Source organism: Ignavibacteria bacterium (genome assembly GCA_036262055.1).
In the GTDB taxonomy this organism is placed as follows: domain Bacteria; phylum Bacteroidota; class Ignavibacteria; order Tepidaquicellales; family Tepidaquicellaceae; genus DATAJP01.
Genome location: DATAJP010000002.1, coordinates 1141080 through 1166160, shown reverse-complemented (window position 1 = coordinate 1166160; position 25081 = coordinate 1141080). Strand labels below are relative to the sequence as shown.

The 25081-nt window shown below is 35.6% G+C and carries 26 protein-coding genes and 2 tRNA genes; 13 read left to right on the top strand and 15 right to left on the bottom strand.

The features are described 5' to 3' along the window. Positions 1-676: 676 nt before the first annotated feature. Complete coding sequence (locus tag VHP32_07095; protein HEX2787655.1) at positions 677-1576, top strand: proline dehydrogenase family protein; 900 nt, start codon at positions 677-679, stop codon at positions 1574-1576. Between the two features lie 95 nt (positions 1577-1671). Here VHP32_07095 and thyX read toward each other — a convergent pair whose 3' ends face one another. Beyond that, the gene (gene thyX, locus VHP32_07090; GenBank protein ID HEX2787654.1) at positions 1672-2388 is read right to left on the bottom strand and encodes an FAD-dependent thymidylate synthase; all 717 of its coding nucleotides are present in this window, start codon (positions 2386-2388) and stop codon (positions 1672-1674) included. Positions 2389-2826: 438 nt separating this feature from the next. Here thyX and VHP32_07085 point away from each other — a divergent pair, with 438 nt between their 5' ends. The 3 genes from VHP32_07085 to VHP32_07075 are packed head-to-tail and all read left to right on the top strand — an operon-like array spanning position 2827 to position 6014. Continuing rightward, positions 2827-3735 carry a T9SS type A sorting domain-containing protein gene (locus VHP32_07085; GenBank protein HEX2787653.1) on the top strand — a complete coding sequence of 303 codons (909 nt, stop codon included), beginning with the start codon at positions 2827-2829 and terminating at the stop codon, positions 3733-3735. Between the two features lie 25 nt (positions 3736-3760). Further along, positions 3761-4981: a YCF48-related protein gene (locus VHP32_07080; GenBank protein ID HEX2787652.1), complete on the top strand. Its 1221-nt coding sequence runs from the start codon at positions 3761-3763 to the stop codon at positions 4979-4981. A 58-nt stretch (positions 4982-5039) separates the two neighbouring features. Continuing rightward, on the top strand, positions 5040-6014 hold the full coding sequence (locus VHP32_07075) for a DMT family transporter (GenBank protein HEX2787651.1): 975 nt from the start codon (positions 5040-5042) through the stop codon (positions 6012-6014). Between the two features lie 64 nt (positions 6015-6078). On the opposite strand, the gene VHP32_07070 is transcribed toward VHP32_07075, so the two are convergent. Further along, entirely contained in the window at positions 6079-6495 is a 417-nt protein-coding gene (locus VHP32_07070) for a lysozyme inhibitor LprI family protein (protein HEX2787650.1), read from the bottom strand. A 171-nt stretch (positions 6496-6666) separates the two neighbouring features. Between VHP32_07070 and VHP32_07065 the strand changes: the two genes are divergently transcribed. The 6 genes from VHP32_07065 to pheS all read left to right on the top strand — a co-directional run bounded on the left by VHP32_07065 (position 6667) and on the right by pheS (position 11358). Then, positions 6667-6740, top strand: a tRNA-Val gene (locus tag VHP32_07065). A gap of 210 nt (positions 6741-6950) precedes the next feature. After that, complete coding sequence (gene thrS, locus VHP32_07060; GenBank protein ID HEX2787649.1) at positions 6951-8906, top strand: threonine--tRNA ligase; 1956 nt, start codon at positions 6951-6953, stop codon at positions 8904-8906. Between the two features lie 42 nt (positions 8907-8948). Next, positions 8949-9587 (top strand): translation initiation factor IF-3, encoded by a 639-nt coding sequence (infC, locus tag VHP32_07055; GenBank protein ID HEX2787648.1) that lies wholly within the window; start codon positions 8949-8951, stop codon positions 9585-9587. Positions 9588-9612: 25 nt separating this feature from the next. Further along, positions 9613-9810 carry a 50S ribosomal protein L35 gene (gene rpmI, locus VHP32_07050; GenBank protein HEX2787647.1) on the top strand — a complete coding sequence of 66 codons (198 nt, stop codon included), beginning with the start codon at positions 9613-9615 and terminating at the stop codon, positions 9808-9810. A 35-nt stretch (positions 9811-9845) separates the two neighbouring features. After that, the gene (gene rplT / locus VHP32_07045; GenBank protein HEX2787646.1) at positions 9846-10193 is read left to right on the top strand and encodes a 50S ribosomal protein L20; all 348 of its coding nucleotides are present in this window, start codon (positions 9846-9848) and stop codon (positions 10191-10193) included. Positions 10194-10326: 133 nt separating this feature from the next. Next, positions 10327-11358, top strand: coding sequence for a phenylalanine--tRNA ligase subunit alpha (gene pheS, locus VHP32_07040; protein HEX2787645.1), 1032 nt, complete (start codon positions 10327-10329; stop codon positions 11356-11358). A gap of 128 nt (positions 11359-11486) precedes the next feature. On the opposite strand, the gene VHP32_07035 is transcribed toward pheS, so the two are convergent. The 13 genes from VHP32_07035 to VHP32_06975 form a co-directional block, all read right to left on the bottom strand. After that, positions 11487-11573, bottom strand: a tRNA-Ser gene (locus VHP32_07035). 139 nt (positions 11574-11712) lie between these two features. Beyond that, entirely contained in the window at positions 11713-12207 is a 495-nt protein-coding gene (locus VHP32_07030; GenBank protein ID HEX2787644.1) for a GNAT family N-acetyltransferase, read from the bottom strand. Between the two features lie 24 nt (positions 12208-12231). Beyond that, complete coding sequence (locus tag VHP32_07025; protein ID HEX2787643.1) at positions 12232-13218, bottom strand: peptide-N-glycosidase F-related protein; 987 nt, start codon at positions 13216-13218, stop codon at positions 12232-12234. After that, positions 13215-13907: a tRNA pseudouridine(55) synthase TruB gene (truB, locus tag VHP32_07020; GenBank protein HEX2787642.1), complete on the bottom strand. Its 693-nt coding sequence runs from the start codon at positions 13905-13907 to the stop codon at positions 13215-13217. The genes VHP32_07025 and truB overlap by 4 nt, the downstream gene beginning before the upstream one ends. 22 nt (positions 13908-13929) lie before the next feature. Further along, a complete protein-coding gene (gene rbfA, locus VHP32_07015) occupies positions 13930-14268 on the bottom strand; it encodes a 30S ribosome-binding factor RbfA (protein HEX2787641.1) in 339 nt (112 codons plus the stop codon). Positions 14269-14335: 67 nt separating this feature from the next. Then, complete coding sequence (infB, locus tag VHP32_07010) at positions 14336-17167, bottom strand: translation initiation factor IF-2 (GenBank protein ID HEX2787640.1); 2832 nt, start codon at positions 17165-17167, stop codon at positions 14336-14338. A gap of 40 nt (positions 17168-17207) precedes the next feature. Then, positions 17208-18500 carry a transcription termination factor NusA gene (gene nusA, locus VHP32_07005; protein ID HEX2787639.1) on the bottom strand — a complete coding sequence of 431 codons (1293 nt, stop codon included), beginning with the start codon at positions 18498-18500 and terminating at the stop codon, positions 17208-17210. Positions 18501-18517: 17 nt separating this feature from the next. Further along, a complete protein-coding gene (locus VHP32_07000) occupies positions 18518-18991 on the bottom strand; it encodes a hypothetical protein (GenBank protein ID HEX2787638.1) in 474 nt (157 codons plus the stop codon). Between the two features lie 128 nt (positions 18992-19119). Further along, positions 19120-19545 carry a DoxX family protein gene (locus tag VHP32_06995; protein ID HEX2787637.1) on the bottom strand — a complete coding sequence of 142 codons (426 nt, stop codon included), beginning with the start codon at positions 19543-19545 and terminating at the stop codon, positions 19120-19122. Between the two features lie 69 nt (positions 19546-19614). Then, positions 19615-20022 carry a YciI family protein gene (locus tag VHP32_06990; protein HEX2787636.1) on the bottom strand — a complete coding sequence of 136 codons (408 nt, stop codon included), beginning with the start codon at positions 20020-20022 and terminating at the stop codon, positions 19615-19617. Positions 20023-20131: 109 nt separating this feature from the next. Next, on the bottom strand, positions 20132-20977 hold the full coding sequence (locus VHP32_06985; protein ID HEX2787635.1) for a CPBP family intramembrane glutamic endopeptidase: 846 nt from the start codon (positions 20975-20977) through the stop codon (positions 20132-20134). A 35-nt stretch (positions 20978-21012) separates the two neighbouring features. Next, a complete protein-coding gene (locus tag VHP32_06980) occupies positions 21013-21411 on the bottom strand; it encodes a cupin domain-containing protein (GenBank protein HEX2787634.1) in 399 nt (132 codons plus the stop codon). A gap of 118 nt (positions 21412-21529) precedes the next feature. Continuing rightward, the gene (locus tag VHP32_06975) at positions 21530-21871 is read right to left on the bottom strand and encodes a DUF488 domain-containing protein (protein HEX2787633.1); all 342 of its coding nucleotides are present in this window, start codon (positions 21869-21871) and stop codon (positions 21530-21532) included. Positions 21872-22105: 234 nt separating this feature from the next. Here VHP32_06975 and VHP32_06970 point away from each other — a divergent pair, with 234 nt between their 5' ends. The 3 genes from VHP32_06970 to VHP32_06960 all read left to right on the top strand — a co-directional run bounded on the left by VHP32_06970 (position 22106) and on the right by VHP32_06960 (position 25055). Beyond that, positions 22106-23533 carry a PAS domain S-box protein gene (locus VHP32_06970; GenBank protein ID HEX2787632.1) on the top strand — a complete coding sequence of 476 codons (1428 nt, stop codon included), beginning with the start codon at positions 22106-22108 and terminating at the stop codon, positions 23531-23533. A gap of 8 nt (positions 23534-23541) precedes the next feature. Next, positions 23542-24201: a response regulator transcription factor gene (locus VHP32_06965; protein ID HEX2787631.1), complete on the top strand. Its 660-nt coding sequence runs from the start codon at positions 23542-23544 to the stop codon at positions 24199-24201. A gap of 203 nt (positions 24202-24404) precedes the next feature. Next, complete coding sequence (locus VHP32_06960; protein ID HEX2787630.1) at positions 24405-25055, top strand: Crp/Fnr family transcriptional regulator; 651 nt, start codon at positions 24405-24407, stop codon at positions 25053-25055. The last annotated feature ends 26 nt before the right edge of the window (positions 25056-25081 follow it).

Sequence of the window (25081 nt, the reverse complement as noted above, 5' to 3'; positions counted from 1 at the left end):
TATAGTCCTCAGGCAAAAGATAACGGTGAGTCATTGTACGGACCATCATTCGGAGCAGGAGTGAAATATCCTTTCTCAGGAGTAACACTCGGCTTTGATTATGCTTACAGAGTCCAGTCCAAAGACAGATTTAACGAAGGCACTAACCAGTTCTTTACGCTCAATGTAGGATTTTAGTACGGAGGAATTTCTCTCCCCGAATCCCGGGGGTAACCATCCCGGGGTTCGGCTCCTTTGTTCTTTAAATATAAGTTTCAATAAACAACAAATTTTCCCTGTTGAAAAAGATTTATGTTCGGTCACCCTTCCGTCCGCGCATAAAAACCAAATTCCCTTCATACTCAAAAAACGGAAGAAAGTTAATGAGGGTTACTTTCTTTCCGTATCAAGTCCGGCGCAAGCCGGATTTGTTTTTTATAGACACACCATTTGTCATTCCTGCGAAAGCAGGAATTTATTTACCCCCATAACATACCCCGTTGCCGATTTCATCGGCACCACCCCTCTCAAGAGGGGAATTCAAGTACGCATTAATAATATAGATTTCTGCCGTTGTTGGTGTTTTCACCAACAACAATTCTCGTTATAACTCAATCATAAATTAGACTTTAAAGCAAAATTTTAATTCCATATTTTGCTTTGAAATAAAACTGCATCTGATACTTCAATATAATTAATGGGATTCTTCAATAGCCTCATTGTTCATACCATACCAATTTTTCCGAAAAAAATCGTAAAAATTTTTGCCAATAAATACATTGCAGGCGATAACATAAAGGATGCTATTAAAACTGTTACGAATCTTAACGAGAGAAATTTCATGGCAACTGTCGATGTGCTTGGTGAAAGCATTACAGATAAAGATGAAGCCAAAAAATCCAAGAATGAAAATATAGAGGTTCTTGATGCTATTGCAGAGCATAAACTTAACTGCAATCTATCGGTTAAGCTTACGATGATGGGCTTAACAATTGATAAGGAATTTTGTTACGGATTGTTAAAAGAAATAGTTGACAACGCAAACAAGAAAAATATTTTTGTAAGAATTGATATGGAAGATTCATCTGTTACCGAAGATACGATTCAAATTTTTGAAAGAATTCGTAAAGATTACACTAATGTCGGCATTGTCATTCAGGCATATCTGAAAAGAAGCGAAGCCGACATAAAACGCCTCATAAAAATCGGTGCCAACTTCAGAATATGCAAAGGTATTTATGTCGAACCGGAAGAAATTGCTTTTAAAGGATACCAGGAAGTGCGGGATAATTATTTAAAGATTTTAAAGATTGCCCTTGAGGCAGGTTCATATTGCGGAATTGCAACTCATGATGATTATTTAATTAAAGGTGCAGAACAAATCATTAAAGAGCTCGGACTTTCAAATGATAAATATGAATTTCAGATGCTGTTAGGTGTTCAGGAACGTTTGCGTGATGAAACTTTAAAGCATGGACATAGAATGAGAATTTATGTTCCTTTTGGGATGAGATGGTATGAATACTCAATAAGAAGATTCAAGGAAAACCCTGAAGTTGCAAAGCATGTTTTGAAAAGTATTTTTTCGAGAGGATAACTTTCAGAGTCTTAACACAAAAGCACGAAAACACAAAACTTTTATAGTGTTTTATAATTTTGTGGTTTAGTGATTTTGTGTTGATATCTAAAAAATTACTTCCCGGGGTTTACTTCAAACCAGATGCGGGTTGTTTCAGGATAAATTTCGAGCATCAATTCTTTTAATGCTATTGCGTACTGGCGAATCTCCCACTGAGCTGTTGCTTCATCGCGCAACTCGATGAAATTCATTATTGCCTGAAATGATGCAGTCCAGTAGACTTCAGTATATTGATTTAACGGAAGAATCATCCTCGCCTGCTCTTTTGCAACACCAAGCTCAAGTAATTTATCATAATGAGCAATCATCAATTCCATTGCTTCGGTAAAAACTTTGTTAGCCGTTTCCTGGTCATCGATGCTTCCTTCCGATGCCTGCTTGTTATTTTCTGATTGTCTTCTCCAGTTAGACGGTATATAATAATCCGCAACAGGCACATACCTTCCGCTGATTTCATTCCATGCGTGGTCTTTGGTTGCGTAAGATGATGTTGTTTCGATTCCGACAACGTGCTTATACCATTGGCGCATCACAAACTCCGGCGCTTTAATGTGAAATTGCACAACAAGATGTCTGAACGGCGACCAATGTTTATGCTTTGCAAGAAATTTTACGAGCTTCCTGTCGGATTCATCGAAAACTGTTTTACGTTTTCCGAATGACACGCGTGCAGAATTCGCAACGGTGAGGTCGGTTCCAAGTTTGTCAATTACTTCAATAAATCCTTTGTCGAGGACTTGTATTGTTTGAGTTTCAGTTAAGGTATCCAATAAGATATGCGTTTAAAGATTTGAAAAAATCTGTGAGTTGAGATGTAAAATAATTATAAAAAATCAAAGGTGAAAGGTAAGAGGCAAGAAGTTAGTCAAATAAAGATTTTTCTAAATGAGTTTTTCTGATTGAATTCAGTGAAACGATTTCACGCTGATGATTATCAATAAATTCAATACAGCATGAATTCATTTTGCCTCTTGAAATTAAAATACATACCCTTCCTTTTAATGTTTTACGCTTTTCATTGTTTGCCCAATTGTATTTGTAATAAGTATTACCAGAACTATTCATATAACTTATTTATATAGTATAATTATTATGTTAATTTTTATAAACTATTAATAATTAATAGTTTAGTATTTGGCTTAAAAATTGCTTAATTTAAGTTGGAGAAATGCCATTCCCTGAATAATAGGTTATAAAATTTATAATATATGAAGTTAAAATTACTGATTTTAGTTTCAATAATAATGCTGCCGGCAGTAAAGGGTTATTCACAAGAAATTGATACAACCTCATCGAGATACTTCCCTTTGCAAGTTGGAAATTTTTGGGTATATAAATCTTCTTATACTGGTCCTTCTGGTATTCCAATAATTTCATATTATAAAACTGAAGTTAAAAAAGATACTGTAATTAATAATATAAAATATTATAACATAATCAATTTTTATTCATTAAACTCAGAATATTATAGGTTCAATCCTCAAACCGGTCATTTTGTAAAATTATCAGGAATACAAGAATGCTCTTTATATAATTTATCTGCAAATTTAGGTGATTCTTTGATTGAAACATGCAGTCACAAGCATGTGTACTCGGAAATTAACAATGTAATTGCATTTGGGATTTTCACATCTCAAAAAAAATATTCATATAGTTATAATTCTCAATTTACTACAGGTGGTAGTGGGTTTAGAAAGTTTGCAAAAAATATTGGTCTTATATCCTCAATCGCCAGTTCTTATTCAGGTCCATACAACCATAATATCTGGGATACGTTAATAGGATGCAAAATTAATGGGGTTGTTTACGGTGATACTACAACCACTTCAATAACTAAAATTTCATCACAAATTAGTAATTTCCATCTTTCGCAAAACTACCCTAACCCGTTTAACCCAACAACTAAAATTTCTTTTTCGATTCCGCAAAGTTCTTTTGTGAAATTGAATGTTTATAATATATTGGGACAGAATGTTGAGACACTTGTAAATCAGAATATGACTACAGGCTCTTATGAGGTTGAATGGAATGCCGCGAATTATCCATCGGGAGTTTATTTTTATAAGTTCGAAACAGAAAATTTTTCTGAAATTAAAAAAATGATTCTGAAAAAATAAAATTAAATTATACCCTGCTCAGATAATGAAAAAAATTTTATTACTCTTATTGCTTTTTGCATACGGTTCTGCAAATGCTCAGCTTGGCTGGAAGGAAATAAGTACGGATTTCGGCGGAAGGTTATATGACATCACCATGACAAACCTGCAAACTCTCTTTACATGCGGTGAGGACGGAAGAATTTACATGTCAACAAATTACGGAATTAACTGGTCGCTTGTCAATCAGCATTCACAGTATTATCTCTTATCAATATCATTCGCAAATGAAAACTCAGGTGTTTGCGTAGGTTCATCAGGAAAAATCTTATGGACTAATAACGGTGGACTTAATTGGTCGGAAGCATCGAGCGGAGTTTCAAGTGCTTTAACTTCGGTTTCACTTTCTCCTGATGGAACAGGATTAATATGCGGTGAAGGCGGAAAAATTTTCAGAACTGTTAATTACGGACTTAACTGGGTTCAGCAATATACGGGCAATACATACACATTTTATACAATCGATAACGTCAGCAATACAACAGGTTATGCCTGCGGTGATAATGGAAGAGTTTATAAAACAACCTTAGCAGGAGCTAACTGGAATCAAATTGCGGAGTTCGGAGGGATTTTCAAAAGCTCCAGTTTCTTAAATGCAGAGCACGGTTGGATTGTTGGAACCACTCTTTACAAAACTGCAAACGGAGGCGCAACGTGGGATACTCTTGTAAGAAATTTGAACGGCATTAACTCAATAGATTTTGCAAACGCATCAAAGGGTTTCATGGTCGGAAGCGGCGGATTAATTTTTAAAACATTGAATGGCGGAACAAGCTGGGACATAAGCTTAAGCCCGACAATAAATGATTTGCAGTCAGTTTATATGTTCAACGAAAACGTAGCCGTAGCATGCGGAGCAATCGGCACAGTATTATGGACTGAAAACTTTGGCGTAGGAGTTGAACAGATTTCTTCACAGTTGCCGGATAACTTTAAGCTTCATCAGAATTATCCCAATCCTTTTAATCCATCTACAAAAATAAATTTTGAAATACTAAACTCAGGATTTGTACAGATAAAAATTTTCGATATTGCCGGTCGCGAAGTCGAGACGCTTGCAAAACAAAATTTCAGTCCCGGTGAGTACGTTGTGGACTGGAATGCTAAAAGTTCCCCCGCAGGTGTTTATTTATACACACTAAACTTCTTTTCTCTTTCGGGAGAAAAGAAGTTTACCGCCACTAAAAAGATGATGCTTGTGAAATAATAGGTATCATCTTTTAACCACCAAAAAATTATATGTTAATTTATCGGTTGTTGTATATGTGAAACAATTTGTAATTTTGTATGTATATTGTTTCATAAACTCAACACATTTTATTGTCGATTTCAGACTTACTCCGACTTATTCTTCTTGCAGCAATATGGGGAGCATCATTTATGTTCACAAAGCTTACGGTTCCCAGATTGGACCATATTCAACTGCGTCGATTCGCTTGCTGATAGGTGGAGTTTTTATGATTGTTTATTTTTTAATTACCGGGTTTAATCCTGAGGTTAAAAAGTATTATAAGGAATATTTTGTTATAGGAGTTCTTAACTCGGGGATCCCATTTACATTGTTTGCTTATGCCGCCCAGCATTTGCCCGCATCAATGCTGGCAATTTTAAATTCTACTGCGCCTCTTTTCGGCGCTGTCTTTTCTGCAATATGGCTTTCAGATAAATTAAACTTTCAAAAAATATTAGGGTTAATTCTTGGAATGTTCGGTGTTGCTCTAACTACGAACATTGCTACGGTGAGCTTAAAAACGAATGAAATACTAAGCATCGCTTTTTGTTTGCTCGCGTCAATGTGTTACGGACTTGCAGGTGTTTATATGAAGAAGAAAACCTCGCATATAAACTCAACAGGTATCACCGGCATAGCACAACTTTTTGGAGGAGCATTTATTTTTCCGACCGTATTTTTATCTGATAAAGCGTTTAATTTTAATTTGCCTGTAACGGTAAATATTTTGTGTTTAGCGATTTTGTGCAGTGCAATAGCTTATCTATTATATTATAAACTTGTGAAAGATGTCGGTCCGACAAAAGCACTGACAGTAACTTTTTTGATTCCTGTTTTCGGTATTTTACTTTCGGTTATTTTTCTCGGTGAGCATATTTCCATCAATATGATTGGCGGTATTATATTGATTTTGCTTGGAACGTCGCTGGTGCTAAACTTAGTGAAAATTAGAGCCAGAAAATTGAAAAATGCACACAATGAAGCCACAGAGAACACAGAGAAAAAATAGCATGCGTTACTTTGATGGATTCCTGCCTCCGCAGGAATGACAATAAGATTTATTTATAATTGTTTTATTCAAACAAAAATAAATAAGATTGTAATTGAATTGTTCGTGCTCGTGTGAGTTCCATAATTGCGCTGACGTTCATAGGAATATACATAGTTCCGTCCATTTTACTGTAAATTGAATTTATTGCCTCGATTTCCAGGTCTTTGTATTTAATCCATTCACGCTGTGAGGACTGAAGTTTTTCAAAATCATCTGCCGGAAGGATTTGTTTGAGCTTGTTATAAACACGGTTCATTTCTTTATCCCATTCTTTTGCGGCTTTATCCGTGCATTCAACCATTCCCATCGTTGACATATTTTCCGTTATGCTTAAACAAGAATCGAGCATTGTGTCAATTCGGTGCTTTGTGTCATCCTGTGAGAAAACTTGTGATGAAAATAAAAAAGTAAAACTTAAAAATAAAATTAATCTGAGCATAATATTTATTTAATTAGAATAAAACGTTATAAAGAATCATAAAGCTTAAATATTGTCAAAAAATTTTCAACTAAAAATATTTAAAACCTGCCGATTTTATGAGTTTCCGCGTTAAATTCTTATTTGGCGTTGAAAAAGCCGTAAAAATTGGCTATTTTGATATAATCCAACGGGCGGTTAGCTCAGTTGGTTAGAGCGTTACGTTGACATCGTAAAGGTCATTGGTTCGACTCCATTACCGCCCACAATATTTAAAGTATTTAGAAGTTTATAAAAAACGCTGATTATTAGAATAAATGTTTTTAAACTTTACATATAGCACAACAACATTCACACGCTAAGAATAACAGCGTGAATATTGTGCTATGGTAAAACGATATTCTAATACTCGGCGTTTTTTTATTTAATAATTTCCTTTTTAAACACTTGAACAAAAAAGTTAAGGAATAAAACTTATGGAAGACAAAATTAAAATTACTTTCCCTGACGGGAACGTGAAGGAATTTCCGAAAGGCGTAAGCGCTAATGACATCGCCATGTCAATAAGCAAACGTCTTGCTGAAGAAATTCTTGCTGCCGAAGTGAACGGCAAAATGAAAGATGTGAATGCATCTATTAATGAAGATGCAACAATCACATTACATAAGTTTGATTCAGAAAAAGGAAAAGAAGTTTACTGGCATACTACTTCGCACATGATGGCACAGGCAATAGAGGAATTATTTCCCGGAGCAATGTTCGGCGTTGGTCCTCCTATCGAGCATGGATTTTATTATGACATAGATTCAAAAGTTCGATTCGGAGATAAAGAGCTTGCGCAGATTGAAAACAAAATGAAAGAAATTGCAAAGCGCGGATTGAAGCCTGTGAGAAAAGAGCTGCCAAGAAAAGAAGCTATTGAATTTTTTAAATCAAAACGCAAAGACCCTTATAAAGTAGAAATTCTCGAAACCATTGCAAAAGATGAAGATGTTGTTTCTTTATATGAGCAGGGTGAGTTCACTGATTTGTGCAGAGGTCCGCATCTGCCGTCAACCGATAAAGTTAAGGCAATAAAACTATTGTCGGTATCCGGTTCATACTGGCGCGGAGATGAAAATCGACAACAATTGCAGAGAATTTATGGCATTTCCTTTCCAAAACAGAAAGAATTGGATGAATATGTTAATTTTCTCGAAGAAGCTAAAAAGCGTGACAACAGAAAAATCGGTCATGACCTTGAGCTGTTTATGATTTCTCCGAAGGTCGGAGGTGGATTACCTATATGGCTTCCAAATGGAACTATAATAAGAACCGAGCTTGAAAATTTTTTGAAAGAAGAACAATTGAAACGCGGATATCAGCCGGTTGTTACTCCGCATATTGCAAAGATAGATTTGTATAAACAATCGGGACACTATCCTTATTACAAAGATTCGCAGTATCCTCCGCTTAAGTTTGCTGATGAAACCGGAAAAGAAGAAGAGTATCTTTTGAAACCGATGAACTGTCCGCATCATCATTTAATTTATTTATCAAAGCCGAGAAGTTACAGGGACCTTCCCGTTAAGTTTGCTGAATCAGGAACCGTGTATCGGTATGAACAGTCAGGTGAATTGAACGGGCTTATTCGTGTTCGCGGATTTACTCAGGATGACTCTCATATATATTGCACTCAGGAACAATTGCTTGAAGAAACTTGTGATGTGATTGAACTTACCCAATATGTTTTTCAAACTTTAGGCTTCAAAGATTTTAAAACCCGATTGTCTTTCCGTGACCTTGATAATAAATCAAAGTACGGAGGTGATGATGAGATGTGGGTGAAAGCTGAAGCTGATGTGAAAGCAGCCGCAGATAAAATGGGTATAGATTATTATATCGGAATCGGTGAAGCAAGTTTTTACGGACCTAAGCTTGACTTCATTGTAAAAGATGCAATCGGTCGTGAGTGGCAATTAGGAACTGTGCAGATAGATTATGTCATGCCCGAAAGATTCGATTTAACTTATACCGGTGCTGATGGGCAAAAGCATAGACCGATAATTATTCACCGTGCGCCTTTTGGTTCGTTTGAAAGGTTCACCGGAATGCTTATTGAAAATTATGCGGGTGAATTTCCGCTTTGGTTATGCCCTGTTCAGGTGGCAATATTACCTATAACTGATGCCGTTAAAGAATATGCAAAGAAAATCGAAACTGAACTTAAATCTAATAAAATTAGATGTTTATTAGACGATAGAAACGAGAAAATCGGTTATAAAATACGTGAAGCAGAGACCAAAAAAATCCCATATATGCTAGTAGTTGGTGAAAAAGAAAGGGAAAATAAAGAAGTTTCAATCCGGGAGCATAAAAAGGGAGATACCGGTAAATCTGGATTGAAAGAGTTTATTGAAAAGGTTAAATTACAGATTAATCAAAAGTTATAAATGGGGGTTCATTTATAAAAATTAAATTAAAGAGAGGACAAAATCCGAGACAAGAGATATAAAGAACGAATAAATCAGGACATAAGAGTCCCACAGATTAGAGTGATTGATGATAACGGTGATTCGTTAGGAGTGATGAATACTTCGGATGCTTTAAAATTAGCTCAGAGTAAACAGCTTGACTTAATTGAAATAGCACCGAATTCAAAACCGCCGGTTTGCAAAATTTCCGATTACGGTAAGTATAATTACGAAAGACAGAAGCGCGAGAAGCAGACAAAGAAGCATACTGCACAGCTTGAAATGAAAGAAATCCGTTTCAATCCGAACACGGATAAACATGACATCGAGTTTAAGACAAAGCACTTACATCAGTTTGTAATAGATGGACATAAAGTAAAAGCGACTGTAACATTCAAAGGCAGAATGATTACACATCCTGAGTTTGGAAGAAAGCTAATGGATGACATAATTGCAAAGCTTGATGATGTAAGCAAGCTTGAAGCCCCTCCGAGAATGGAAGGAAAACAGTTGATTGCGTATTTTACTCCTGATAAGAACAAGATACAAACTTACAAAGCTAAAGAACAAAAAGAACAGAAGCTGAAAGAAAAAACTGAAAGCAAAGAACAGAAAGAAACGAAATCAGAAAGCAGTCAATTAAACCAGGAACAAGTATAAGTTTAAAAAATAAATAACTACGATAATGCCAAAAATGAAAAGCAACCGCGGAGCGGCAAAGAGATTCAAGAAAACTTCCGGCGGTAAAATCAAAAGAGAAAAAGCATTCAGAAGCCACATTCTCACGAAGAAGTCACCGGGAAGAAAGAGACATTTAAGAAGCGCAACGCTTGTATCGGAAGCCGATTCAAAGCGCGTGAAAAGAATGATTCTTGCCGAATAATTTTATAAACAATAAATTTTTAAAGGAGACAAGTCGTGCCACGTTCAAAAAATAAAGTAGCTTCAAAAGCCAGAAGAAAAAAAGTTATGGACTCTGCAAAGGGTTACTGGGGAGCCAGAAGCAAAGTATATACAGTAGCTAAGAATGCTGTAGATAAAGGCTTATCACATGCATACAAAGACAGAAGATTAAAAAAGAGAGTTTACAGAAGCTTGTGGATAACGCGTATCAACGCTGCCGCAAGAATGAACAACACTTCTTACTCTCAGTTGATGAACGCATTGAACAAGAAAAACATTGACATCAACAGAAAGACTCTCGCTGACTTAGCTTACAACAACATTGAAGCATTCAACGAAATAGTGAAATTTGCAAACGCATAGTTTCAAATTTTACGATTAACTTTTCAAGGCGGTTAAATTATTTTTAACTGCCTTTTTTATATACACAACAATTCTTCAAAACAAAATCCCCTCTTGAGAGGGGTGTCCCGACTTGTCGGGACGGGGTGTGCAAATGCTCGACAAACTACAGAACATACAATCCGAAATAGAAGCTGAAAAAGCTAATGTCACCGATGCGAATACACTTGAAGCATTCCGTTTAAAATATCTCTCTCGTAAAGGACTTTTCAATGATTTATTTGAAGAGTTCAAAGCTCTCGACAAAACTCAGAAAGGTCAGACAGGGAAAATTTTAAATGAGTTAAAAAATTCCGCACAGGAATTTTTTGATATCAAGACTGATGAGTTTGGTAAATCTTTAAAATCATCAGACGAAAATATTGATTTATCATTGCCGGGTTATACTTATAATGAGGGAACAAAACATTTAATCACACAGGCGCTTGAGGATATTTCGAATATATTCAGAAAAATCGGATTTAATATTTATGATGGTCCTGAGCTTGAAGATGAGTTTCATAATTTCGATGCATTGAATACACCTGCACATCACCCGTCACGCGATATGCAGGATACCTTTTTTATAAAGAGAAACCAGGGTGACAAAGATAATTATGTTTTAAGAACTCATACTACACCTGGGCAGATTAGAATAATGGAAATGTATAAGCCCCCGGTGAGATTTATACTTCCGGGCAAATGCTACCGCAACGAAGACGTTTCTGCAAGAAGTTTAGAGATGTTTCATCAGGTTGACGGGATTTATGTCGATAAAAATGTTTCATTCAGAGAACTCAAAAGCACGATTGAATATTTTGCACGCGAATTTTTTGGGAAAGATTTAAAAATAAGAATGCGTCCGAGTTATTTTCCGTTCACCGAACCGTCTGCGGAAGTTGACGTTGAATGTTATTTATGCAAAGGTCAGGGATGCAGAATCTGCAAGCATACCGGCTGGCTTGAAATCCTCGGCTGCGGAATGGTTGACCCGAATGTTTTTAAAGCTGTCGGCATTGACCCTGAAGTTTATACAGGTTATGCTTTCGGAATGGGTATTGAAAGAACCTTGATGGTGAAATACGGCATACCCGATATAAGAATGTTTTATGAAAATGACGTGAGATTTTTGAAGCAGTTTAAGTAGAAGAAATTGTAACCGAACCCTTTAGGGTTCGCGAATGGGATTCCCGCTTTCGCGGGAATGACTTCATTTGAATGTAATGCAAAAGCCCTTAAAACTTTCATTTTAAGGGCTTTTTTATTGGTATTTTGCAGAGAGAGAGGGATTCGAACCCCCGGTGACCGCAAGGCCACAACGGTTTTCAAGACCGCCGCTTTCAACCGCTCAGCCATCTCTCTGTATCGGTTGTAACTATTATAAAATACGAAAATTAGAGGTTTTTTTCTATACTAAATTCAAAGCACTTTCTCACGAATTGCACTAATTCCACGAAAATTGGTTACACAAATTTAAAAACATTCGTGTCAATTCGTGAAATTAGTGGGTTGGTTTTTCCTTAAGCATCATAAAATCATTCATAACAAATCCTTCGCCGATGTCGATGTTGATTATTTTTTCAATCTTAAATCCCATCTTGAAATAAAAATTAATGGGCTTAATGTTATGTCGATTAACTGTTAATCGAATTGTGCTATATTCTAAATCTTTAAAAACATAATCAAACAATCCCCTGCCGATTCCTTTGCTGTGTTTTGAAACATCGACATACCATTTGTGAATAAAATAATCTTTCTTATCTTTAACGCTGTATGATAAAAATCCAAGCATTTCGCTTCCATCATAAGCGGCAATGAAAGTTTGTCCCTGTGCAATCTGTTCTTTAATTGCATCGACATTATACATTTTGGCAAGCATGTAATCAACTTGCACTTGTCCGATGATTGCAGGATAATGTTCATTCCAGATTTTGCTTGCAATGGCTGCAAGCTCATTTAGTTGTTCGTCTGTTTTTACTTCAGAAAAAGTTATCATTTATATAAAAAAATAAATAAAAAATTATTTATAGCCGATTAAGTAAGCGGAGATATTCCAGTAATCGAGTGTCTCTGATAATCGTTCAGAGTTAATAACATTTACGTTAAAAGTATTCTGACCCTGATGAAATAAATTATTGACATCATAAACAAACGGCAGAGACATATCGCCGGGACACCACCCGGTGCGACTTAGATCAGAGCTCCAGATATCTCCTTCCCATTTTGAGGACGTAGGGTTATATCTACGGAAAATTCTGCAATCATCACGCCACGGGATTACCGTAAATGCCTGAGAGCCGTTTATCGAAATTATATTTTCTTTTTTATTGAACTCATCACCGGCAGAATCACCGCCGTGTCCTGAAGAATAATAATATAATTTTAATTCTGAAAATTGTTGCGTTATATCAAGTGTGTCGAATATTCCGCCGGCATCAAAAACTTTGTAATCAGGATACTGCCCGGTTGTATTTATAAGCGGAATTACAAAATCCGGATTTTTGGCAAGTTCGTTTGGTGTGTAAATAATTTCAAAAGTAATTTCCCAGCCGGGATTTACCCATGTATCAATCATTGCATTGATTACAACACCGCCTTTCAAGAGAGGGTAAAGCTCGGAGATGTCGTTCACGCATTCCATTTCATCAGCCCAAGGTCCAACGTTGACGCGTTCAGGCACTTTCTTATTTCCGACTCCGAACCCTGTCATGAATTTCAATAGTTCGATGTTACCGGTTGGAGTATAAAGATAAACGCTTCCAAACCTATCCCACCTATCGCCTGCGGATTTCAAAATCATTCTTACAGTGATTTGTACAGGTTTTTCAATAACAGGAAGAATAACTTTTTTTGAAATAATTCTTCCCTTATCAGAAACTATAACGCTTCCCTGGTTGGATGAATCGCCAAATTGAATCGTGTTTTTCTGAAAAACGGGGAGGGTAACTTTCTGTGCAAAGAGATTTGAAGAAAATAAAACAAAAATCATCAGTAAAATTATTTTCATGCCTGAGCTTCCAAGATTTTATATTTTATGTCTTCGACAGCATCAGGAAAATCTTCCATTATGAACTTTCCAACTCTTGTTCTTCTTAGCTCTTTGAGATAACCGCCTGTTCCGAGCGCTTCACCAAAATCATTTGCGATGCTTCTTATATATGTTCCTTTCGAGCAGGTGATGTCAAAATAAACTTCCGTTTCGCTCAATCTCTTTATCAAAAAATTTTCGATAAAAATATCTCTCGGCTTTCTTTCGATTTCTTTTCCTTTTCGCGCAAGCTTGTAAAGCGGTTTTCCGTTCATTTTTATCGCAGAATGCATAGGGGGCATTTGTTTAATTTCACCGACAAATTTTTTTCTAACATCTTCAAGAAGTTCATCAGTTACAAATGAAGTGTCCTTAAAATCTTTTTCTTCCTTTTCGGTGTCATAGCATTCGGTAACAGCTCCGATTCTTATTATGCCGGTGTATTCTTTGTCGTAATCTATAAACTCATTAATGCTCTTTGTCATTCTGCCTGTGCAGACAATGAGGAGTCCCGTTGCTTTCGGGTCAAGCGTGCCCGCGTGACCGAGTTTTTTTATTCCAAGCTGTCTGCGCAAAATGTTAAGGACATTAGCGCTCGTTCGGTTTAACGGTTTATCGACTAAAATAATTTTATTATCTAATTCCGGGTTGTGAAATCTTTCGGACATTTTGAAAGGAGTTAAGAAAATACTATTTCTTAATATCGTTCAGAATTTTATTTATATGGTCTGCATATTCAGCAGTATCATCATAAAAAAATAATATGTCGGGAGTAAACTTTAGTTTTAACTTTTTCCCAAGCTCATATCTTATGTGTTTCTTTCGATTATCAATTTTTGCGATAGCTCTTTCAGGAGTTTCTTTACTTCCAAGAAAAGTGAGATATACTTTTGCAATTTTTAAGTCGGGACTCATTACGACTTTAGTTACCGTTACTAATCCGAGATGAAGTTCGGCGAGGTCTTTACTCATTGCGGTGTTAATCTGGTGCTTAATCTCCTCTGCTACGCGTTCTGTTCTTATGCTCATAATAGTATCAGTTTAAAATTAGGGCAGACAGGAATGTCTGTCCTACTAAAAAAATAAATTATAAAAATTATGTTGTGGAAAGCTTACGCTTAATTTCTACTAACTCGAATCCTTCTATAATATCTCCGACCTTGACGTCGTTAAAGTTCTCAAGTGAGATACCGCACTCAAATCCTGTTTCAACTTCACGTACGTCATCTTTAAATCTCTTTAAAGCCGAAATCTTTCCTTTAAAAATCTCAAAACCATCTCTTAATAAGCGTACATTCGTATTTCTCGTAACCTTGCCATCCTGAACATAACATCCTGCAACAAGTCCAACTTTCGGAACTTTGAATACTTCCCTGACTTCAACCGTACAGGTAACTTTTTCTTCGATATCCGGCTCAAGCATACCTTCGAGCGCCTGTTTGATTTCCTCTATTACATTATAAATTATGCTGTAAAGCCTTATGTCAATCTGATTTTTCTCGGCAAGCTGTCTTGCGCTCAGGTTTGGACGAACATTAAAGCCAATGATAATTGCTTTCGATGCTTCAGCAAGCAATACGTCTGATTCGGTAATCTGTCCGACTGCTTTATGTATTACAATAACTTTTGCTTCAGGGGTTGTAAGCTTCTGCAATGAATCCGTCAACGCTTCCGCAGAGCCGTCAGCGTCTGCTTTCAATATAATCTTAAGCTCGACTTGTTTACCTTCTTTAATTTGTTTTGAAATATCATCGAGTGTAATCAAACGATGCTGTCTGAAATCCTGTTCGCGTTTCAACTGCTGTCTCTTGATTGCAATTTCTTTTGATTCTCTTTCTGTCTCAAGCTCTATGAATATGTCACCTGCCTGCGGCATTCCATCAAAGCCAAGCACCTGAACTGCCTGAGAAGGTCCTGCTGCATCAAGCTTATGCTCGCGTTCATCGAACATTGCTTTTATTTTTCCGGAGTTCACTCCGCAAATGAACACATCACCAACGTTCAGTGTTCCCTTTTGAATAAGCATCGTAGCAACAATACCCTTTCCCTTATCGAGCTTTGCTTCGAGAACAACACCCCTTGCAAGACGGTCAGGATTTGCTTTCAAATCAAGAACTTCGGCTTCGACAAGAATTTTCTCGAGAAGCGTATCGATATTTTTTCCAAACTTTGCGGAAATTTCAACCGACTGGTATTTACCGCCCCATTCTTCAACAAGCACGCCTTTGTCGGCAAGCTGCTGCTTTATCTTATCGATATTTGAGTCCGGCTTATCAACTTTATTAATCGCAACAACAATCGGAACATTTGCTGCAAGCGCGTGATTAATCGCCTCAACTGTCTGCGGCATAACGCTGTCATCAGCAGCAACAACAAGCACAACGATGTCCGCTGCTTGTCCGCCGCGCGCACGCATAGCCGTAAAAGCTTCGTGACCCGGAGTATCAAGGAAGCTGATTCTTTTTCCGCTGTCAAGCGTAACTGTATATGCACCGATGTGCTGTGTTATTCCGCCTGCTTCACCTGCAACAACATTTGCTTTTCTTATATAGTCAAGCAAAGACGTTTTACCGTGGTCAACGTGCCCCATAACAGTAACGACCGGAGGTCTTGATACAAGCTTATCTTCAGGGTCCGGCGCATCTTCAAGAATTTCTTCTTCATATTCCGATACAAACTCAATTTTAAATCCAAATTCTTCTGCAAGAAGAATTATCAAATCTTTTTCAAGACGTTGGTTAATGGAAACCATCATTCCAAGGTCAAAACATTTTTTTATTAAGTCTGCCACAGGAACATTTACAAGAGTTGCAAGCTCGGATGTGGAAAGAAACTCGGTTACTTTAATAATGTTTTTTCTCTGTTCGGCTAACTCAATTTGTTTTTGTTCCTCTTCAAGGCGTTCTTTTTTCTTTCTCTTTCTTGCAAGAACCCGTGCAGAACTTGCGGAATCTTCTTCAATCTTTGCAAATGTTTCCCTGATGGCATCATCGATTTCTTTTTGTGTAATATCTTTTGCACGATGACCTTTTAAGAGCTTAGCTTTCTTTTTCTTTTCGTATTCCGATTCGGTTTTCTTCTTCTCTTTATCTTTATCTGAGAATTTCGACCCGCTGCCCGGTGCAGGTGTAAATCCACCTTCTTTATTAAAAGGTTTTCCTCCGCCCGGTTTTTCAAATTTTCTTTCCTTAAACTCAGTGCCTTCGCCTTCTCCCGGTTTTTTCTTAGCAGCTTTTATGTCTTTTATCGTTACTTTTTCAACTCTCGGCTTTACTTTTGATTTGTCAAAAGGTTTTCGGAAATCGGGTTTTTTGTTTATCTGACGGTCACCATCTTTTGAAGCGGTATCCGATGAAGGTTTTTTGAAATCTTCTCTCTTTTTAAAATCATCCCTGAAGAATGATTTGTCTGTTTTTGGCTTACCGGTTTGTTTGAACTCAGGTTTGGCTTTTGACTGCTCTTCTTTTCCCGGCTCATCGGTTTTCTTTTTTGCTTTTTCCGATTTCTTTTTCTCTTCGGCTTCTTTCTTCTGTTTTTCTAACTGGAGATATGCCGATAATTCCTGCTTCTGCCTTTCTTCTTCTTTTTTTCTGTTCTCTTCGTCAACAATTTTTCTTATTCTTTCTTCTTCTTCCTTGCGTTTTTTATCTTCTTCTTCTTTTAATTTAATTTCTTCTATTTCCGAAAAAACGACATTATTAATATCGGAAAATTTCTTGAGCTTTTCTTCGTGATGCTGTTTTTCCTCAATGTCTTTTTTGAAATGAGATTTTACTTTCCTGACAGTTTCACTGTCAAGTGAAGTATTTACCGTAACTTTACTGATACCTATTGTAGTCAGATAGTCAATAATATCCTGTTTGGATATATTAATCTCCGACACAAGCTTCATTAACTTAATTTTTTTATCTTTCGTTTCTGTTGTCATTTATCCTTTTAGCTTTCAAAAAAGCAAATTTTCTGAACTTTTATTTTGTTTCTTTTTCTTTCTTTTTTCTTGTTCCTGATTTTTTTTCTTTTTTTGGTTTTTCTTCAACGGACTCTTCTTTTTCATCTTCGCCTGCTTCTTCAGATTCTTCAGAGCTTTCATCATCAGCTTCATCTGATTCTTCACTGCTTTCTTCATTTACTTCCTCTTGCACTTCTTCATTTACATCTTCATCATTCTCATCATCATCTTCATCAAGCATAACTCCTTCTTCGACTTCCTCCTCCTCAGGTTTTTCTTCTTCTTCAGGCTTTACAACGTCAATTGTGTATCCTGTAAGACGTGAAGCAAGCTTAATATTCTGGCCGTTTCTGCCAATGATTAAACTGAATTGGTCTTTGTCTGCATAAATTTTTGCAACCTTCTCATCTTTATCAAGAACTATGTCATCGATTTTAGCAGGAGATAAGGCTCGCTGGATGTATAAAGTCGAATCATCTGTGTAATTTATAACGTCAATATTTTCGTTGCTGAGCTCGCGAACGATGGAATGGATTCTAATTCCTTTCATGCCTACGCATGCACCGACGGCATCGATTCTTTCATCGTTTGAGTAAACCGAAACTTTTGCTCTTTCGCCCGGCTCTCTTGCAATGCCGACGATTTCGATAATGTTGTCATAAATTTCAGGAATTTCGAGCTCAAATAATTTTTTCAGGAATTCATCATCTGCTCTTGATACAATAATAAGCGGAGGTCCTGATTGTCTCTTCTCAACGCTCTTTATGATTGCCCTTACGGTATCTTCTTTCTTATATTTTTCTTTCGGAATCTGCTCGCTTTTAGGGAATATCACCTCGTGCCCGTTGTGCATTAATAAAATCGAGTTCGGTTTTATCTGATAAACTTCAGACACAATAATTTCACCAACAAGTTTTTTATATTCATTAAATGTTACTTCTTTTTCTATTTCTCTTAATTTTTGATTAAGATTTTGTTTCAGATTTAGAACCGAACGTCTTCCGAAATCTTCGATAGAAAGCTCTTCCGCATAATCATCACCGACTTCAAAATCTTCATCAGAGATTGCCTTTGCCTGTTCGACAGTCAGTTCAAGATTCGGGTCATTTACGCTGTCAACAATTTTTTTATATAAATAAATTTCAATGTTTCCGCGGTCCATATTTACGATAACTTCGAAATTAGCTTCGAGCCCGTATCTTTTTTCCATCATTTTCCTGAAAGAATCTTTTATTACTCCTTCCAGAATATCCCGGTCAATGCTTTTTTGTTTCGCCATCTGCGAAAATGCTTCTATTATCTCTGATCTCATATTTAATTAGAATGAATTTAGAATTTTAATTTAATTCTTGAATCTTTTATGTCTGAAAATTTTATAATTTTTTTATCCTTTGCAGGTTGTGATTTTTTTTGCTTAATCTCCTCTATTACAAGCGTATCATCAGGTTCAAGAAGCTCCAGTATGCCTGAGATTTTTTCACCCGTATTGAGTGTAATGTCTATTTCCCTTCCTATATGCTTGTGCAGCTGCCAACCGAATTTAAATGGCTTATCAACACCCGGAGAAGAAACCATAAGTTTTGAGATTTCATTTGTTCCTTTTTCTGTCTGAAAATCATCAAGTAATTTTGAAATTTCTCTGTTTATATTAGAGATGGTCTCAAGATTAAGACCGCTTTCAGAATCAACATAAATTTCCAGAATTTTATTCTTTCTTTCTCCGCGAACCACAAAATCTATAAGTTTCGCTTCAGTGCCTTTTAAATAACTCTCAATTAATGATAAATAATCAGAATTCTCCATGAGGGGTTTATAGAAAAAAAAAGTGGGTCGTTAAACCCACTCTATTATAATCATCTAAAATCAAATAAATATAATATAAAATTAACCTTTTTTCAAGGTAATGGTAATTATCTAATTGCCACTTAAAATTAACTTTTGCTGCCTTTTGGACGATTTATTGCGCCGTCTATTGAAATTCTGCCCGGACCTAAAATAAACAACGTGAAATACATCATCATAAATATAAATGCGAGCTCTTTTTTGGCAAACGGGTCAAAATAATGGAATCCGAAGAACGCCACGCTCAAATTTATTACTATTACAAGCGTAGATAATCTTGTCATAAAACCTAAAACTACCAAACTTGCGCAAAATAATTCCGCAAAAATAGAAAGTGAGAGCGCGGTTGCGGGTCCAAAACCAATAGGGTCAAAAAATCTTTGGGAAATTACGCCATAATTTTCAAATTTCGGCAGCCCGTGCATAAGAATTAAAACAAGGGAAAGAGAAACTCTCATTACCAAGAGTCCGAAATCCGCTGAAAACGATTTTACTGAAAAAAGAAAGTTTTTCATAAAATTTTAATTTATGCTTTTTGGTAAAATCAGTATACTACTACAACAAATTACTTTCATAAACATTCCTTATTCATTCTTTATTATAATGGTGTTAGGTCCGTACCACGGTCGAATTTCCATAGTCAATGTGCCGGCAATGACCGCGGGGTCGGTATCGACCAACGCTTTTGCTTCTTCTTCAGAATCAACTTTAAGAATAAAAATCCCGCGAACGTCCTGCTTATCAAGAAATGGTCCTGCAAGCACAAGCTTACCCTCTTCAAAAAGTCTTCCGATATTATCCAGATGCCCTTTTTGAATTTCCGTGAGCTTTTCTTTGTCGGTAATGCCGTGGTTCGGATTACTCTTAAGGAAAACCATGTAATAGGTGCGCATTTTCCATTCCTCTTCCTTTTTGGTTTGCGTGCTGTCCTGAGAAAATGCTGTATCAAAACATAAAAGGGAAAGAATAACAAATAAAAGATATTTCTTCATTAATCGGTTTGGCTTATATTTAGTTTTCCAAAGTTAGCTTTAATTTTTGTATTAAAAAACGGCAATTTAAAATGCTGAAAATTTCAAATCTTCGGAAGATAAATTACATTTAATTCTCTTGTAATTTTCGATTTTGTAAAAATATTTTACTCTTAAATGATATCACTGCAACGACACCCCAAAATGCAATACCAAGCACAAGGTTATAAGCCACCAGAGACATTCCCGATATTGCTAAAGGGTCGAAGATTCGAACGCTGGCTGTCAGACTCGCGTGCATTAACATAGCAATAAGTAAACTTTGTGTGCGGTCATAAATCCAAACCATAAGTATACGATAAGGCGGCAGAAAAGAGAAAAGTAAACCCGGAAGATATAACCATAAAGAAAGCGTTCCTATTGTCGAACTGCTTCCCCACAAAGTTACTATGAAATGCCATGCTCCCCATAAAAATCCAACAATAATCCCTGTGACAAATATACTATAATGCTGTCTTAATTGAGGTATAGCAAATCCTGTCCAACCCAGTTCCTCAAAGCATCCTGCTGCAAGTCCCGTAATCACACCTAATGTAAAATGCAAAATTTTATTATCTGCTGAAAATATTCCGGGTGTCAATGAAAGCAGGAAGAGTGTAATTACTGTCAGAATTGGCGCTGTAAAGACAGCGATAATATACCATTTAATTTTTACACGCCATGTTAATAATCTTAGGAATAATTTATGTATGCCTTCTTTTCCATAAAGCATTTTTGTCAGAAGAATGCCTGATACACTTGGACCCAAAAGCATTGCCAAAACAACATAAGGTAGTAATATTTCGAATTGTTCAACGGTGCCGGGCAGTCCATCAAGACCTCCAACGGAAAACAATACCACTCCCCATGAAATAGCAAATGTTAATACAAAATAAGTAATTATAGAATGTTGCTTTATGAAAGCTGAGATATTCATATAGGTGTAACTTTACCTGATAATGAATTTAGATTTTATTCCGTAGTTACTCCGTCAAAATCTTCTTCATTTGCTTCAGCTTCTTTTTTAGTGGCGCGTATTATTCCATCCTTGTGATGGGCAGGAGAATATATGGTATACATTTTTAAGTCTTCAGAAGCGCTCAGGTTTATTACATTATGTTTTGCTCCTGCCGGAATGATAATTGCATCACCATCTTTGACGGTGTATTCGTTTCCGTCAATAATACATTTACCTTCACCGTTTTCAAACCTGAAAAACTGGTCATTGTCAGGATGAGTTTCTTCACCAATTTCTTCTTTCGGTTTAAGTGACATAAGCACAAGCTGGCTGTGCTTTGATGTGTATAATACTTTGCGAAAATTATTATTTTCCAAAGTATCTTTTTCAATATTAGATTTAAATCCTTTCATCTGAATACTCCTTATGTAATTTTACTTAATTATAAACGGATAGAATAATAAATAAAAGATATTTTTTCATAATTGGACAGTAATATTAAAAATATTTATTAAGCGCTTCAAACTACAATTAATGAAAAATACTTTTTAGCACAACTGCTTCATTGTATTTTTCATCTTTTGCGGCATACAAGAGTGTAATAACCCCTTCATCTTTTTCCAGTTGTTTAATTTTACTTATAAGATCTGAATTATTTTTCAATTCCCGTTTGTATTTTTCCTTAAATGATTTCCATTTTTTAGGATCATGAGCAAACCATTTTCTTAACCCGGTTGTGGGAGCAATTTCTTTTAGCCAGATATCTATGTTTGCCTTCTCTTTTGTCAGACCTCTTGGCCATAGTCTGTCAACAAGAATTCTATATCCATCACTGTTAGAAGATTTTTCATAAATTCTTTTTATTTTTATCATATTTCGAATTTGATTTAAATTGATTTTTTAGATGTCCACTTTATGGTGTATATTTCTATTCTATTCTTTATAACAATTTAACTTAATAAAAGGAATTTGTGAATGACTTATGTCATTTTAAATCTAATAATTGTCAGTTTTCATTAGGCAAACTACTCTTTTTATACAATTTTTTGCTTGATTATGTATAAAAATTTATCTTAACAAAAATATTTAATTATTGCAATTTCATTAATGGATAATAACATATTACACAACTCAGCATTATCTATTGATGAATTAAAATTCTACCTTGTTCCGTTTGTAAACTCAATGCCTGAAGGTTTCTTAATGATTGATAAAAAAGGAACGATAGTAATAGCCAACTCCAAATGTGCCGGCATGTTTGGTTATCAGGATAATGAGCTAACGGGAAAAAATATTTCTATCCTTGTTCCTTCCATGTTCAGTGCAGCACACAGCAAACACATAGAAAAATTTTTTACATCCCCTCATGCAAGACCCATGGGAACTTCAGGAATGCAGCTATTTGGTTTAAGGCAAAACGGTATTCATTTCCCGATTGAAGTAAGCTTAGGATTTTATAATGCTATGGAAGGGATGTATGGAATGGCTTTTGTTATCGATATCACAAACAAACAACTGCTTGATAATGCCTTGAAACAGTCCGAGCAAAGATTCAAACAGATATTTCAGTCGGGACCTATGGCAATGTGCATTACACACACAGATAATGATAAATTTATTGATATAAATCAGAGATTTTTAGAAATTACAAAATACAATAAGGAAGAAGTTATAGGAGATTCCAAAATAAATCTTGAAACAATTTTGGATTCAGAATCATTTTTAAAGCTTACAGAGGAGCTTGAAACTAAAACTAAAGTCCAGGACTTCGACGCGCTTATAAAGACAAAGGAAGGTAAGCTTATTAATATTTTATTGTCAGTTGAAAAAATTCGTTTAAGTACAGGTTCAAGTTATATTGTTATGTTCAGCGATATTACAGAAAGTAAGCAGCATGAACTAAATCTGCTCAATGCAGTCGTACAGGGTGAAGAAAAGGAAAGAATGCGTCTTTCAAAAGAACTGCACGATGGACTTTCCCCTTTGCTTTCAAGTGTCAGGAATCATCTTGAAGTATTAAATGCTTCTTTTAACCAACTTAATGAGAGAGAGAAAAAATATTTTTCCAATTCAATATCACTTTTAAATAATGCTTTGGATGAAGTCCGAACTATGTCAAAAGATCTTATGCCTAGTTCACTGGAAGACTATGGTTTAATTACAGCGATAAAACAATTATGCGAACGGCTTGATAAAATTAATAATGCGAAAATTTTGTTTTATTCAAATGTCCGCAAAGAAAGATTCGACCGTTCAATTGAAATAGGTTTATACCGCATTGCGCAAGAAATTATAAATAATGCATTAAAATACTCAAAATCCGATAGCATAAACGTTCAGATTGTGAGCCATTCGACAAGTCTCGTTTTAAGTATCGAGGATAACGGAGTTGGGTTTTTGCCAGAGACAAACATGGAGAAAGGTTTAGGATTAAGAAACATTAAAAGCCGCGTAAAGTCTCTCAATGGTTTCGTGACAATCGATTCACGAATGCAGAAAGGAACTTCCATAACTGTGGAAGTGCCCATAAAATAATTTTAATAATGGAAAAAATAAAATTAATCATTACCGACGACCATAAGATGTTTCGCGAAGGAATAAAAAATATATTAAATGACTATGAGGATATAGAAGTATTGTCTGAAGCCGGCTCGGGAGAGGAATTACTTGAAAAACTGACTCAGCAAACAGCGGACGTGATTCTTATGGACATTAACATGCCCGGCATAAGCGGTATTGAAACATCAAAAATAATTAAAAAGAAATATCCCGAAACATTTATACTTGCATTATCAACTTCTGATGACGATAACTATATAATTGAAATGCTTAACACCGGAGCAAAGGGATATGTATTAAAAAGCACCGGCATTGAAGAATTGGTATCGGCAATAAAAACGGTTGCAAAAGGAGACAGTTATTTCTGCAAAGAAGCCTCGGAGGTCATACTTAACCAATTCACCAAGTCAAAGGAAAATAAAAAAAGCAAGTCTTCTTCTGAAGTTCCACTTACTGACAGGGAAATAGAAATATTAAAATTAATTGCAGAAGGGTTAACTAATAAAGAAATTGCCGACCGGTTATTTATCAGCATAAGAACTGTCGATACTCACCGCCGAAACCTTCATCAAAAGTTAAATATCAAAAATACCGCAGGGTTAATAAATTATGCTGTTAAACACAAAATTATTGATTTAAATTGATTTTTATGTGTTTTTTTGAATTTAAGCGCCTAATTCACTACGCATTTTAACGCATTCCCCTAAGTGTTTTTACCTATGTAATACCTAAACTCCCCTCCTATTTTCGTTGTAATCGTATTTTTAATTTTACGTTTTACCGCTCTAATACTTTGCAATCAATAATTCTATTTTTGAATAGGTAAATAAATAACCAATAACCAAAAATGGAAACATTAAATGAAGTAATTTACAGAGAAATCCCTTCTGAGCTTAGCTTTGACAATGAAAATTTAAATTATGAAAAAATTAAATTCGAAAAAAACCAGGATATCTTTAAGGAAAATGTTTTTCCCGTAGGTTTATTTTATGTCAAAACAGGAAAAGTAAAAATTTTTAAAATCTCACCGGACGGTAAAGAAAAAATCCTGCGAATAATGAAAACGGGAGACTTTGTTGGATATAAGGATTTAATTTTGCGTGACCGTTATACTTATTACGCTTCTGCATTTGAGAATACTACACTCTATTTCATCCCTAAAGATAGTTTTTACAATCTGCTTAATCATAATACAGTAAATTTATTTTTTATGAACTTGCTTTCTGAAGAATTAAGCGATACGGAAAATGAGCTTTTGAATCTTTCATATAAGCCGGTTAAGGGGCGTCTTGTTGATGCACTGCTTACGCTTGATGATAACTCACATTCAATTACAATATCAAGAGAAGAGCTGGCGGGATTCGTCGGTTCGGCAACTGAAACTGTTATACGCTTACTTTCGGAATTAAGAAAACAAAATTTAATTTCCATAAAAGGCAGAATGATTCAGGTTGTTAATACGCCGGGCTTAAATAGAATCAGTTCAATATATAATTAAAAACAATTACAAAGCGGATAATCAGA

Bases quoted from the DNA above. Each gene is read 5' to 3' on its own strand.
- VHP32_06985 (HEX2787635.1), bottom strand. From the start codon at position 20,977: ATGAATATCTCAGCTTTCATAAAGCAACATTCTATAATTACTTATTTT.
- VHP32_07085 (HEX2787653.1), top strand. From the start codon at position 2,827: ATGAAGTTAAAATTACTGATTTTAGTTTCAATAATAATGCTGCCGGCA.
- pheS (HEX2787645.1), top strand. From the start codon at position 10,327: ATGCTCGACAAACTACAGAACATACAATCCGAAATAGAAGCTGAAAAA.
- VHP32_06995 (HEX2787637.1), bottom strand. From the start codon at position 19,545: ATGAAAAACTTTCTTTTTTCAGTAAAATCGTTTTCAGCGGATTTCGGA.
- VHP32_07025 (HEX2787643.1), bottom strand. From the start codon at position 13,218: ATGAAAATAATTTTACTGATGATTTTTGTTTTATTTTCTTCAAATCTC.
- truB (HEX2787642.1), bottom strand. From the start codon at position 13,907: ATGTCCGAAAGATTTCACAACCCGGAATTAGATAATAAAATTATTTTA.
- VHP32_07080 (HEX2787652.1), top strand. From the start codon at position 3,761: ATGAAAAAAATTTTATTACTCTTATTGCTTTTTGCATACGGTTCTGCA.
- rpmI (HEX2787647.1), top strand. From the start codon at position 9,613: ATGCCAAAAATGAAAAGCAACCGCGGAGCGGCAAAGAGATTCAAGAAA.
- VHP32_07000 (HEX2787638.1), bottom strand. From the start codon at position 18,991: ATGGAGAATTCTGATTATTTATCATTAATTGAGAGTTATTTAAAAGGC.
- thrS (HEX2787649.1), top strand. From the start codon at position 6,951: ATGGAAGACAAAATTAAAATTACTTTCCCTGACGGGAACGTGAAGGAA.
- VHP32_07070 (HEX2787650.1), bottom strand. From the start codon at position 6,495: ATGCTCAGATTAATTTTATTTTTAAGTTTTACTTTTTTATTTTCATCA.
- VHP32_06965 (HEX2787631.1), top strand. From the start codon at position 23,542: ATGGAAAAAATAAAATTAATCATTACCGACGACCATAAGATGTTTCGC.
- VHP32_06970 (HEX2787632.1), top strand. From the start codon at position 22,106: ATGGATAATAACATATTACACAACTCAGCATTATCTATTGATGAATTA.
- VHP32_07095 (HEX2787655.1), top strand. From the start codon at position 677: ATGGGATTCTTCAATAGCCTCATTGTTCATACCATACCAATTTTTCCG.
- VHP32_06975 (HEX2787633.1), bottom strand. From the start codon at position 21,871: ATGATAAAAATAAAAAGAATTTATGAAAAATCTTCTAACAGTGATGGA.
- infB (HEX2787640.1), bottom strand. From the start codon at position 17,167: ATGACAACAGAAACGAAAGATAAAAAAATTAAGTTAATGAAGCTTGTG.
- rbfA (HEX2787641.1), bottom strand. From the start codon at position 14,268: ATGAGCATAAGAACAGAACGCGTAGCAGAGGAGATTAAGCACCAGATT.
- nusA (HEX2787639.1), bottom strand. From the start codon at position 18,500: ATGAGATCAGAGATAATAGAAGCATTTTCGCAGATGGCGAAACAAAAA.
- VHP32_06980 (HEX2787634.1), bottom strand. From the start codon at position 21,411: ATGAAAGGATTTAAATCTAATATTGAAAAAGATACTTTGGAAAATAAT.
- VHP32_07030 (HEX2787644.1), bottom strand. From the start codon at position 12,207: ATGATAACTTTTTCTGAAGTAAAAACAGACGAACAACTAAATGAGCTT.
- VHP32_06990 (HEX2787636.1), bottom strand. From the start codon at position 20,022: ATGAAGAAATATCTTTTATTTGTTATTCTTTCCCTTTTATGTTTTGAT.
- VHP32_06960 (HEX2787630.1), top strand. From the start codon at position 24,405: ATGGAAACATTAAATGAAGTAATTTACAGAGAAATCCCTTCTGAGCTT.